The organism is Mesorhizobium sp. P2_C7 (genome assembly GCF_056404515.1).
The window spans coordinates 276,428-288,251 of sequence record NZ_JBFUDW010000006.1; the positions used below are offsets into that span (position 1 = coordinate 276,428).

The following is an 11,824-nucleotide window of genomic DNA, read 5'->3' on the forward strand; positions in this document are numbered from 1 at the left end:
GCAGCCCGGATTCCTCGAGGCGTCGGCTCGCCGTGCAGTTTCGTGTGTACCCGCCTGATGGCGCTTCAGATCTTCAAGGCCTCGGCTGATGAGACTGGCCGGGGCCATGAACGCTGTCCGCCTGGGATACGCGATTGGTCGATGCGCGCTTTGTTCTCGGAGAGGCTTGACATGCAGGGAAATAGCTTCACTATTCATCTACATATTGAACGTAAACCGAGCTGGCCGCGGCCACGATATTCGAGTTGGTTTGCCATGACAGATAGCGCCGGAAACGAACATTCATCGCGTACGCGGCCGAGCCGGCCAGAGGTTCCGGCGTCGTTCCAGGCGGGGGATGAGCTGTGGGGTAGCGATCGGGTCGCCAGTCTGCTGGCTGCCTTCGATCTGAAATATTTGTGTCTCAACCCGGGCTCGAGTTTCCGCGGGCTGCATGACAGCGTCGTGAATTTCGGCGGCAACGCCAATCCACAGATGCTGGTCTGCCTCCATGAGGAGCATGCCGTGGCGATCGCGCATGGATATGCCAAGGTTACCGGAAAGCCGCTGGCGGTCGCTCTCCATGCCAATGTCGGACTGATGCATGCAACGATGGCCATCTTCAACGCCTGGTGCGACCGCGTGCCGATGCTTATTCTTGGAGGAACCGGTCCGGTCGACGCGGCCAAGCGGAGGCCGTTCATCGACTGGATCCACTGCGCACGTGACCAGGGATCGATGATCCGCGGCTACGTCAAATGGGACGACCAGCCTGCCTCCCTGGCGGCCGCCGAAGAGGCGATCCTGCGTGGTATGCAGCTTGGGATGACGGCGCCTCAGGGTCCGATCTATATCAACCTGGATTCAGAGATTCAGGAGGAGGCCATTATTCCAGGTTCTCCCTTGCCATCGCTCGATCGCTATCAACCGGTTGCGGCGTCCGCGCCAAATGAGGCTATGCTGAAAGCTGCTGCTGCGGCCCTGGCTGGCGCCAAACATCCGGTCATCCTTATGGGCCGCGTTTCGCGTGATGTGCAGGCCTGGGCGGAGCGCGTCGCGCTGGCCGAGCGGCTTGGCGCCATGGTGATTACCGACCTCAAGGTCGGCGCCGCATTCCCGACCGCGCATCCTCTTCATGCCGGTGCTCCGGGCATGTCGGTTACCAAGGCGGCCGCAACAAGGCTGAAGGAGGCCGATGTCATCCTGTCGCTTGATTGGGTCGATCTGGCGGGCGTACTCGCCACGCATTTCCCGGGCAAGACCTGCCAGGCGCAAATCATTCAGGTTTCAGTCGATCATCAGTTGCACAACGGATGGAGCTTTGACCACCAGGCACTGCCACCCGTCGACATTCACCTGGCAACAACACCCGAAGCATTCGTTTCGAGCTTGTTGCCGCTCCTTCCCGCCGCCAAGCAGACATATCAAGCGCTCAAACGCCAGCCGGCAGAACCCGGCAAGGCCGAGGAACTTGGCCTTGCCGACATCGCCTTCGCAATGGCCAGTGCAGCGCGGGAAACGCCGATATCGCTCCTGCGCATCCCGCTCGGCTGGGACGGCGCACTCACCGATTTCAACCATCCGCTGGATCAGCTCGGCCATTCCGGCGGCGGTGGTGTCGGCTCCGGCCCGGGCATGGCCGTCGGCTCGGCCCTGGCGCTGATGGGTACCGACCGCTTGCCGGTCGCCGTCCTTGGCGATGGCGACACCTTGATGGGCATCACGGCATTGTGGACGGCGGTGCACTACGGCATCCCGCTGCTCGTTGTGGTGGCCAACAACCGCTCGTACTTCAATGATGAACTGCACCAGGAACGGGTCGCACGTCGAAGAGACCGGCCGGTGGAAAACAAATGGATTGGGCAGCGCATCGATGACCCCGCTCCCGATATTGCAATGATGGCGCGTGCTCAGGGCGCGGAGGGGGTCGGGCCGATCCGCGACGCGGAAACACTGGCTAGCGAAATGCGCAAAGCCGTCGCTGCGGTTCAAGCCGGCAAGGTCGTGGTTCTCGACGTGCATATCGGCGCCGGTTACGCCGCCGGCGGCGCTTCATAAAGCGCGCCTCGCGCCTAACAGACTGTTTTACAGGCGGAATCCGTCGGCCATGGCAAAACTCAGGATACTGGTTCCCGATACATACGTGAAGGTCCTCGACATCGAGCGGTCGGTGACCGGAGACAGCTTCGAATACGACGTTCACGACGAGAACGATGCCAGGGCGATTCCGGAAGCTGTATGGCGATCCTGCGATGCACTCCTTGTCTGGCATCGCGTGCGGATAGACGCAGGCATTGTGGCGATGCTGGACAACTGCCGGCTTATCGTGCGGATCGGCGTTGGCTTCGACAACATTGATCTGGCCGCTTGCACCGGGCGTGGCATCCCCGTCTGCAACGTACCGAACTACGGCACAACGGAAGTGGCCGATCACGCCCTGGCACTGTTGCTGTATTTGGCTCGAGGGCTTGGAAGCTATGAAGCCCGGCTGAGGGCGAACCTCGTGGGCGAATATTTCGCCGAGAACGTTCCGGTGGTTCGCCGTCTGCGTGGAACCACCTTTGGCGCGGTCGGCCTTGGCCGCATCGGAACCGCCGTGGCACGGCGCGCAAGCGCATTCGATATGAAGGTCGTCTACTATGACCCGCTCTTGCCGGAGGGCCACGAGCTGGGCATAGGCCTCAAGCGGGCGGGTTCGCTTGAGGAATTGCTAGCCGCCTCCGATGTGGTGAGCCTTCATACCCCGCTGACGCCAGAGACGCATTCGCTCGTGAATGCGGAGCGGCTGGCGCAGATGAAGCCCGGCGCCATCCTCATCAACATCGCAAGAGGCAAGCTGGTCGACTTGAATGCCGTGGAGGCCGCGCTGCGGTCGGGCCATCTCGGCGCTGCCGGCTTGGATGTTCTCCCCAGCGAACCGCCGGATGTCGCCTCGCCGCTGCTCGCCGCGTGGTTGAGCCGGGAGCCATGGCTTGCAGGCCGCCTGGCGCTGACGCCGCACGCGGCGTTCTTTTCCGAGGCTTCCTACGTCGACATGCGCACACTCGCCGCCGAGGTAATTCGCGACTTCTTTTTGCGCGGAAAGCTGCGCAACAATGTGAATACGGGCTGGCAGTCGAATGCAACCGAGCGCGAGCAAGCCGGGCTCGTCATGTCGACCAGTTGACGGCGCGATCATGACCGATGACCAGAACGCATTGCTTGGCACCCGTAGCGTGAATGCCGGCAACTCGCCAAAACAGGAACTCGACCTGCGAACCACTGGGGTGACTGCATCGACCCCGGCAGGCGACCTTCCCGGCAACTCCGCGAAAATGGCGACAATTGTCACCGAACGAAGACGGCAATCGTCGAGATCCGCGCGGGCGCTGACTTCCGTTCTGAACCTCGACGATTTCCAGACCATCGCCCGCCGCAGGCTACCGCGTCCGATCTACGAATATTATGCCGGCGCCGCGGAAACGGGCCAGTCCTTTGCCGCCAACCGCAGCGCCTTTCTCAAGGCCGCGTTGGTGCCAAGAGTGCTCGTGGATGTTTCGGCCCGCAGCCCGGCCACCGTGTTGTTTGGCCGCGAGTACCGACTTCCGATCGGCATTGCCCCGATGGGCTTGAGCGGCTTGTCGACGTTCGAAGGCGACCTCGTGCTTGCGCGGGCCGCCGCCGACGAGAACATTCCGATGATCGTCAGCGCAACATCGATCATGCCTCTCGAGCGGCTTGCCGCCGAGGGTTCGGCCAGATGGTTTCAATCTTACCTTCCCGGCGAGCCCGAGCGGATCAAGGCGATGGTCGACCGCGTCGCGGCGGCCGGCTACGAAACCTTTGTGCTGACCGTCGATCTTCCAGTCCCGGCCAACCGGGAAAACAACATCCGGACCGGCTTCAGCATTCCGCTTCGCCCGAGCCTTCGACTGGCCCTCGACGGCCTGCTTCACCCGCGCTGGTCGATCGGGACTTTTGCACGGACGATGACAACTGGCGTTCCGCGTTTCGAGAACATGGACGCCTTCCGCGGCCCGCCGATTCTCTCACGCAATCTGGTGCGATCGATCGGTGCGCGCGATCAGCTGAACTGGAGCCATGTCCAGTCTATCCGCGACCGTTGGAAAGGCACCTTCGTTCTCAAGGGCATCCTTGCCGCTCAGGATGCGGCCAGGGCACGTGAATGCGGCGTCGACGGCATCATCGTTTCGAACCACGGAGGGCGCCAGTTGGACGGTGCGATATCGCCCTTGCATGTGCTTCCGCAGATCGTTCAGCAAGCCAACGGCATGCGTGTCATGCTCGACGGCGGTGTGCGGCGCGGAACCGACGTGCTGAAGGCACTGGCCGCAGGTGCGGACTTCGTCTTCATCGGCCGGCCATTCCTGTTCGCAGCCGTGCTGGGCGGCGGGGGCGTGCGCCATGCCATCCAGTTGATCGGCCAGGAGATCGACCGGGACATGGCGATGCTCGGCGCAAACACGGTCGGCGAAATCGACAGATCGTTCCTGACAACGCCTTGAGCAAGCCCTGCCGGGCCGGCATCCAAGGTTGAGTACCAATCGCAAAATCCTCGCTCGGAAGGGAGATAGCATTGTTCATCGCCATCATGAAAAGCCGGCCCAACACGATTGACCTGCGGACAGCCAACCGCGCTGCCCATGACGCATACTGGATCACCAGAATGGAAAAGCTCTGGCTGGCTGGGCCGATGCTTTCCGACGACCAGTCCGAGCGTTTCGGCCAGGTGTTGATCATCGATACTGACAACAGGCAGGAGGCAGAAGAACTCATTGGCGACGACCCGTTCGTCCTTGCCGGCCTGTTCGAAGACTATCCTGTCCGCTTCTTTCGCAAATCAGTCGAGAAGGGCCAGTCGATCTGAGCTCTCGGCATGGCCCTGCACATTGCGGGCGATGGGCGATCGACACCGCCTGTGCGCGGTCGCACCCGCCCTCGTGGCGCGTTCTTTCCTTGGAATTCGAAGGAGCGTGCAGCCCGGGCTGAAAAACTTCGCCTCAGGGGAAGCGCCGGCACTTGACGCGCGGTCACACAAGAATATAGTAAGGTACCTTATCAATTTGAGGTCGAAAATACATGGCTGAGCATTTTGTTTGCAACATCGACGAACTGCCTGAGGGCACGACGCGCGTCATCAAGCACGACTTGCTGGAGATCGGCGTCATCCACCAGGGCAACGCCTTTTATGCGTACCGCAACCTGTGTCCGCACCAGGGCGGGCCGGCCTGCGAAGGTCTCAAACTCCCTCAGGTCGAGGACGTCATCGACGGCGCTGGCCTGTTCATTGGGCAGCGCTTCAACACGGACGACATGCACATCGTCTGCCCCTGGCATGGCTATGAATTCCACTTGGCAACCGGAAAACATGTCTGTGACGCGCGATTGCAACTGCGAAAATTCGACGTCGTGACCCGTGACGGCGGCATCTATGTCGACATCTAGCGCACCCACACCATATTTCGACGATCTGGCGGGAGACCTCATCCGGCACTGCGAACTGGCAGTCGATGCCGACCATCTGGAGAGCATCTCGGAATCTCAGCTCGCTGGCACCATTACCGCGCTGCTTCGTGTCCTCGCGGCCAAAGCGCAGAGCAATCTCCCGATACGGCTGGCAGTCGGCAACAGCCGCCTCTCGGCCACCGATGCGGTCATCGCCAGTACCGCTATCCTCGAAAGCGCGGGAATCGAAGTCTTCGAGCTCGCGGCCTGGCAGGCGATGACCAAGGTCGGCTCCAGCCGGCGTGACAACCAATACATCCAAGACGGAGATCCAGAGACATGACCTTCACGCCCGGAAACCATCTCATCGAGCCGTCTCGCGAAAATTTCGATACCGAGGTTCACCTCGATCATGCCAAGCAGCAGGCGCTTGCCCGCGGCTATGAGGATTTCCTGATCGTTGACGTCGATTCCCACCACTACGAAACGGAAGCGTTCCAGGAGATCGCCGAATATATCGACGATCCGGTGTTGCGCATGGAGGCAAAATACCAAGGCATGGCCCGAGGCGGGGTGACGTCGGTCGACGGTTCCTATCAGGAGATGACCGGCCGCGTGGCGCGCTATCCCATGCGCAGCCGCGAAAAGGTTCCGCCAACGATCCATCGCGACATCACGCTGATGCGGCGGTGGATGGATTCGATGGGCGTGGACATGGCCTGCATGTTCCCCACGCCGATGCTCAACATTGCTACCTGTCCGCGCATCGAGGTCGAAACCGCCCTCGCCCGAGCCTACAATCGCTGGCTATGCGACAATGTTCTGGCCGAAGAGCCGCGCCTGACTTCCATGCTCTATCTCCCCTTCAACGAGCCCGACGCCTGCCTGAAGGTGATCGAGGAATTCGGGGACCGGAAGGGGGTGATCGGTTTCATGGTCACCTCAACCCACTACAAGGGCGTTCACGACAACGCCTACATGAAGGTTTACGCGGCCCTGCAGGAACGCGACCTGCCGCTCGGCTTTCACGCCGCCTACACCTGGGGCGACAAATCGACTGCCCTGATGAACCGGTTTATCTCGGTTCATGCGCTGGGCTTCGTCTGGCACAATATGGTGCATATGACGAACTGGCTGGTCAATGGTCTGCCAGAACGCTTTCCACGCTTGAAAACGGTATGGATCGAGAGCGGACTGGCCTGGGTGCCCTTCCTGATGCAGCGGCTGGACAACGAGTATATGATGCGCAGTTCCGACGCGCCTTTGCTTAAGCGCAAGCCCAGCGACTACATGCGCGAGATGTTCTACACGTCTCAGCCAATGGAAATGGTCGAGAATCGAGAAGCGCTTGAACTGACCTTCAAGATGATCAAGGCCGAAAGCCAGTTGCTTTATTCGTCGGATTATCCGCACTGGGATATGGATCTGCCGAGCACGATCTATGACTTGCCGTTTATCTCCGAAGGCGCCAAGCGTGCCATCCTTGGCGGCACCGCGCAATCGCTCTTCAAGCTGGAGCCGAGCTACGCCCCATGGAAACATGCCCGCAAGGCCGAGAGGATCGCCTCGCCTGCTGCATGAATTGAAAGGGACCAGCGCCAATTTTCGTGTAGTCGGGTCGCGGCATTTGGTAGATCGGCGAATGCCGACGTCCACAATTGGTGCAGGAGGACAACCGTTGCCAGACACGAAATCGGAGATTGGCCTGGGCAAGCGACTCAGGTTGGCGCACATGGCGTTTAGTCGTGCGCTTCGCTTGGAATTGGCGAAGGAAGACGTAACATTTGGGCAATTCGTCCATCTTGAACGGCTCTGGGAAGAGGATGGCCTGACGCAAACGGAGTTGTCTCGGCGGGTTGGCGTCGAAACAGCGTCTTCCACCACCATCCTGGATGAGCTCGAGCGCCTTGGCTTCGTCGAGCGCCGGCGAAATTCGTCGGATCGGCGAAACATCAACGTGTTCTTGACGCCCGCAGGTTCTGGGCTGCGCCCGCGTCTTCTCGATCGAGCTTCGATCGTGAATGTCACGGCCAAGCAAGGCATGTCAGCACAGGAAATCAAGGTTCTGTTCTCTGCACTGGATCGAATTGCGGACGCTCTATCATCGGAATATCCGCAAACAGGACGGTCGAGCGGTAAGGACCGGCTTCAAGCCTGAAAGTGGCGCTTGAAGGGCATCGCGACTGCAACGATACCGCTGCCCTCGGCCGAACGCGCCGCGATCAAAAGTCGACAACAAAAAGCAACAAAACATAGCTATGGATTTATCTATGTGTTGTATTAATGTTGACCGCTGATCGTGGTCACGCGCTGAACCGGCAGGCAATTTGACAAATGACCGGTCCACCGAAACTGGGCCGGGGCGAACAGAAAAAGACCGAGGTTTGAAATGGCCGTTGCATACAGAGATCTACGCGACTTCGTTTCGCTCGTTGAGGCAATCGGCGATCTGCGACGTGTCTCCGGCGCAGCGCTCGAGCATGAAATCGGCGCCATCACGGAGGTAGCTGCCGGGCACCCGCGTTGCCCGGCACTGCTGTTCGATGCAATTCCAGGTCAGCCAGCGGGCAATAGGATCTTCACCAATGCGACAGTCAGCGCACGCCGTGCTGCTCTGGCCCTGGGCATCGATCCGAACCTGCCACCGCTGGAAGCCCTGAAGACCTGGAAAACCATGCGCGGCGGTCTCAAACCTGTTTCACCGAACCAGATCAAGGATGCACCCTATCTCGAAAACTCCGTGACGGGTGATGATGTCGATCTATCGCAATATCCCAGCCCGATTTGGCATCGAAACGACGGCGGGGCCTACATCGGATCCGGTAGTGTCGTTATCACCCGCGATCCTGACACGGGTTGGGTCAACTGTTCGATCTACCGCGTCCAGGTCCACGACAGGAACCGCGTGACGGTCCAATTCGATCACAATGGCCGCCATGGGGCGATGATCTCGAAGAAGTACTGGGATCGCGGTCAGCCATGTCCAATCGCAATTGTGAATGGCGAAGATCCGGCGATCTTCATCGCAGGCTTCGAGTATCTTCCAGAGGGGGCGTCCGAACTCGACTTCGCCGGCGCGATCAAGGGTGCCCCGATCGAGGTATACCCGGGTCCGGTCACGGGCCTGCCGATCCCGGCGCATGCCGAGATCGTCCTGGAAGGGATGCTGCTGCCGTTCAGCGAGACGAGCTTGCCTGAGGGGCCGTTCGGAGAGTTCACCGGCTACTACGCCGCGGAGAAGCGTCCGGCGCCGGTTATGCGGGTCGACGCCACGCATCATCGCACAGACCCGATCCTGCTCGGCTCGCCGCCAATGAAGCCGCCGCGTTTCCATTTCGGGCTGCCATTCCGTGCGGCCAGCATCTGGGGCAACATCGAGGCGGCGGGCGTAGCCGATGTCGTCGGCGCCTGGCAGCACGTGTCGCAATTGATGACCGTCATCTCACTGAAACAGCGCTATGCGGGGCATGCCAAACGAGCTGGTCTGATTGCTGCGGCCAACAGCTATATGGGGCGCATGATCGTGCTGGTGGACGATGATGTCGATCCGTCAAATCTTGCCGATGTGATGTGGGCGGTGACCACGCGCGCGGAGCCGTCGGAGGATGTCGATATCGTGCGCAATGCCTGGAGTTCGTCACTTGACCCCCGCATCTCCGCCGCGGATCGCGATATCGGTCTGACCTCCAACTCCAAGATGATTATCGACGCGTGCATTCCGTTCCAACACCTCGCCAGCTACCCGCGTACATCCGCACTCAGCATCACAGAGGCCAATGACATCAGAGAACGATGGAACCACCTCTTCGAAGGAGCTTAAGCGACAGCTCACGCGAAGCCTTCGTTACGCGCTGAGTTGGTAAGACGTGGTCACGGTCCAAACATGCGAAGATACGGAAATTGGCTACGACCGAGAACCACTTGGGCGCTTCCATATGGATCGTTCTTGGCGACCTACTGTTGTTCACAGATCCGCCATCTACAGTTTACGATGGCAAGATGACATGGCACATCGGGTCCATGAACGCTCAATCCGAGCGTAGACGCAAGTCGGCTGGGACACGGCGAAACCGTGACAGTGAGGTTGCTGTTCTCAGAGCCCCCGAAGCGCTACTCGTTGAAGGTGGTACGCGGGGTTTTCGACCGTGGACGGCGACTTTTTCAACACTGCTTGGCTTGATTGGTGGAACGCCTGACCTCGACGCGCCCGGTGCCGGTCACATCTTACCAACCGTGTAGCCACATCGCCTCGTCAGGCACCCTGTCGCCTTGCGTATGCGGCGCGACGCTCCGATAGGCACCGCCGAAGAACAGCAGCGGCGCCGCCGCCTCGCTATTGCGCATTGCTGCGACGACCCTGCCTAGGATCATGATGTGATCGCCACCATCGTATCGGTTGTAGACCTCGCATTCGAACCAGAGGAGTGCGCCCGAAATCAACCGGGCGTCGATCGATCCGGCCAGGAAGGTGCTGACGCCCGTCCACTTGTCACCGAGGCTTCGGGCGAAGCGCGTCGACAGATCCGCCTGTGATTGCGCCAGGACGCTGACAGCAAATTGGTTGACGTTGTTCCAGCCATGCACGGCTTTGGCATTTCGCGCGATGCTGAACGAGATTAGCGGCGGATCGAGCGAGACCGAGTTGAACGAACTGACGGTCGCCCCCAGCCTCTCTCCCGCGTGATTGGCGGTCACGATGACAACCCCGGTCGCGAACGTGCCGAAAGCGTCACGCAATATCCGTGCTGAATCCACACTCAGATGTTCGTGCGCCATCGTGCGATCCCCGCTTTCGGTCATGCAGCGTCAGACCGCGGACAAGGCGGCGTCGACGAGATCGGTAGCACGTTTCATATCGTAGCTCCTCAGCATGTTCTGTTTCACGATGAAGGATGCACCGCCGTAGAATTTCTCGTACTGATGATGGCGGTTGCCGAACTCTGATCCGACGAAATCCCAGGCCAGACGCATAAGCTGGATCCGATCGCGCGCGCTGCTCACGCCGGACGCCATGTAGCGGTCCATGTCGGCCGCGGTTGCCGGGCTCTCCAGATCCTTGACCGACGATGGCATCGTGATCATGGCGGAGCCTGTCAGCTCACGGATGATCTCGATCATCCGTGGGTTGATTTCCGACTGCAGTGCCATCACGGAATACAATGCAGTCTTGCTCGGCCAGAGGACGCCCTTCTCGTCGACCGTGGCGAGTGTCTCTTGCGCCTCCAGCATGTTCTCGACGATCGAGACCAGCGCCGCCAATTCGCCCATCTGCACCATAACTGGCGGCAAATTGGCATTCCCGGTTGATTCGTTCATCCGCGCTGCCAGGCCGATCATGAAGCGCAGCTTGGTCGCATATCGCGCCTGGGCCTGAAGGTTGCCGTAGAGATGGGATGGCGTCTTCCACCACTGATCCCTGCAGATTTCGAGGTTGCGGTAGATGAAGACGTGCTCCCAGGGAATGAACACATTGTCGAGGACCACGAAGCAATCCGACTCGTCGAAGCGGCTGCTCAAGGGGTGGTCGAAAGTGTTGCTCGCCTGCAAGGCGAAGGGCCGCCTTGGATAAAGTTTCAAGCCTGGCGCATTCATCGGGATGGCAACGCCGATTGCGTAGTTCTCGTCGCCTGGCTGCAACGGGTGGATACAGCTCAGGTAGAGATAGTCGGAATAGATCCCCGCGGTGGCCAGCTGTTGGGCCCCGGCCACAACGATGCCTCCGTCCTTCTCCTTGACAACGCCGGCGTAGAGGGTCGGGTCGCTCTGTTTGTGTGCGGGCTTGGATCGATCGATCTGCGGCGGAACGATTGCATAGGTGGCCCACAGATGGTTTTCGCGCATCTTCTCGTAGAAACTGACGACCCGCTCGCCGAATTCCTTGCCAGCTGACGCGAAGACTTCCGGAACGGCTGCATACCCGCAGAAGAAGCCGGCGACATGGTCGGGCGTCCGTCCCATCATGCCGTACGACGCTTCCGACCAAGTTTCCGAAGCGAGCCGCTTGGCGCGCAGATCGGCGTGGGTTCGTGGAATCTGGTAGGCGCGCAGGACGCGTGCGCCCGAGCTCGGAGAGATGTATGTCATGCGCTCGGCCATCGAAGGGTCCGACGCAATGTCGTAGAGGCGCGCTGCCGAATGGGCAGCTGCGGCAAAGGCCGGATGCGTTACAACGTTGGCCACCTTCTCGCCGTCGACGTAGACAACGCGCCCGTCATTCAGGGAACGCAGGTATTCATCGCCTGTGCGCAGCCCAGATGACGCCGGGGTGGTAGCCTCCGAAGAGGCACGGGTAGCCGCAATCATCGTCTTTTCCTCCATCTGCAGAGACCGTTCCAGTCCGACTATAAATACAACAAGTAGCTATATGTTGTACATTTATCGGGTGCTGTCAATCTGCGCC

Annotated in this window: 11 protein-coding genes; 9 read left to right on the plus strand and 2 right to left on the minus strand. The window is 60.3% G+C overall.

Annotated features, from left to right (window positions below):
- Window positions 1-141: 141 nt before the first annotated feature.
- The 9 genes from AC1D2G_RS15275 (at window position 142) to AC1D2G_RS15315 (ending at window position 9,244) form a co-directional block, all read left to right on the plus strand.
- Window positions 142-2,037, plus strand: a complete 1,896-nt coding sequence (locus AC1D2G_RS15275; protein WP_477414962.1) for a thiamine pyrophosphate-binding protein — start codon at window positions 142-144, stop codon at window positions 2,035-2,037.
- 49 nt (window positions 2,038-2,086) lie between these two features.
- Window positions 2,087-3,145, plus strand: coding sequence for a C-terminal binding protein (locus tag AC1D2G_RS15280; RefSeq protein ID WP_477414964.1), 1,059 nt, complete (start codon window positions 2,087-2,089; stop codon window positions 3,143-3,145).
- Window positions 3,146-3,293: 148 nt separating this feature from the next.
- The gene (locus AC1D2G_RS15285; RefSeq protein WP_477415150.1) at window positions 3,294-4,484 is read left to right on the plus strand and encodes an alpha-hydroxy acid oxidase; all 1,191 of its coding nucleotides are present in this window, start codon (window positions 3,294-3,296) and stop codon (window positions 4,482-4,484) included.
- A 71-nt stretch (window positions 4,485-4,555) separates the two neighbouring features.
- The gene (locus AC1D2G_RS15290) at window positions 4,556-4,846 is read left to right on the plus strand and encodes a YciI family protein (RefSeq protein ID WP_477414966.1); all 291 of its coding nucleotides are present in this window, start codon (window positions 4,556-4,558) and stop codon (window positions 4,844-4,846) included.
- Between the two features lie 212 nt (window positions 4,847-5,058).
- A complete protein-coding gene (locus AC1D2G_RS15295; protein ID WP_477414968.1) occupies window positions 5,059-5,424 on the plus strand; it encodes a Rieske (2Fe-2S) protein in 366 nt (121 codons plus the stop codon).
- Window positions 5,411-5,767 carry a hypothetical protein gene (locus tag AC1D2G_RS15300; protein ID WP_477414970.1) on the plus strand — a complete coding sequence of 119 codons (357 nt, stop codon included), beginning with the start codon at window positions 5,411-5,413 and terminating at the stop codon, window positions 5,765-5,767. The genes AC1D2G_RS15295 and AC1D2G_RS15300 overlap by 14 nt, the downstream gene beginning before the upstream one ends.
- Window positions 5,764-7,005 (plus strand): amidohydrolase family protein, encoded by a 1,242-nt coding sequence (locus AC1D2G_RS15305; RefSeq protein WP_477414972.1) that lies wholly within the window; start codon window positions 5,764-5,766, stop codon window positions 7,003-7,005. The genes AC1D2G_RS15300 and AC1D2G_RS15305 overlap by 4 nt, the downstream gene beginning before the upstream one ends.
- A 97-nt stretch (window positions 7,006-7,102) precedes the next feature.
- Window positions 7,103-7,582 (plus strand): MarR family winged helix-turn-helix transcriptional regulator, encoded by a 480-nt coding sequence (locus AC1D2G_RS15310; RefSeq protein ID WP_477414974.1) that lies wholly within the window; start codon window positions 7,103-7,105, stop codon window positions 7,580-7,582.
- Between the two features lie 231 nt (window positions 7,583-7,813).
- Window positions 7,814-9,244: a UbiD family decarboxylase gene (locus AC1D2G_RS15315; RefSeq protein ID WP_477414976.1), complete on the plus strand. Its 1,431-nt coding sequence runs from the start codon at window positions 7,814-7,816 to the stop codon at window positions 9,242-9,244.
- 404 nt (window positions 9,245-9,648) lie between these two features.
- Here AC1D2G_RS15315 and AC1D2G_RS15320 read toward each other — a convergent pair whose 3' ends face one another.
- Entirely contained in the window at window positions 9,649-10,200 is a 552-nt protein-coding gene (locus AC1D2G_RS15320; RefSeq protein ID WP_477414978.1) for a flavin reductase family protein, read from the minus strand.
- Window positions 10,201-10,230: 30 nt separating this feature from the next.
- Complete coding sequence (locus tag AC1D2G_RS15325) at window positions 10,231-11,727, minus strand: 4-hydroxyphenylacetate 3-hydroxylase family protein (RefSeq protein ID WP_477226555.1); 1,497 nt, start codon at window positions 11,725-11,727, stop codon at window positions 10,231-10,233.
- Window positions 11,728-11,824: the final 97 nt, after the last annotated feature.